Source organism: Psychrobacter sp. CAL346-MNA-CIBAN-0220 (assembly GCF_040309805.1).
Classification (GTDB): Bacteria; Pseudomonadota; Gammaproteobacteria; order Pseudomonadales; family Moraxellaceae; genus Psychrobacter.
This window is the reverse complement of the sequence record NZ_JBEOPF010000169.1, coordinates 1-279: the sequence shown is the minus strand read 5'-3', so window position 1 is coordinate 279 and position 279 is coordinate 1. Positions and strand designations below refer to the sequence as shown.

Below are 279 nucleotides of genomic sequence, written 5' to 3'. Positions count from 1 at the left end.
GCAATGGGTCGATACCCGATGGAATAAAGTTAGCCCCAAAACCACCACTCACACCAGCAAATGCAGCAGCAATACCCGCAAGCGGATGGCGCCCTGCAGCATAAAATATAACCCCAGCTAGTGGAATAACTAATACATAACCTGCATCAGTTGCGGTATGGCTTACAATGGCCACTAAAATAATTGAAGGCGTTAATAACTTTTTAGGCGTCACTTTAAGCATTAACTTAAGGCCGGTATTAATAAAGCCCGAATGCTCTGCAACCCCCACACCTAACA

At 45.2% G+C, this 279-nt stretch carries 1 protein-coding gene; it reads right to left on the bottom strand.

The window, feature by feature from the left end:
* Positions 1–279, bottom strand: a 279-nt coding sequence (locus tag AAEY88_RS13175; RefSeq protein ID WP_350563110.1) for an AbgT family transporter, incomplete at both ends; no start/stop codon positions are given.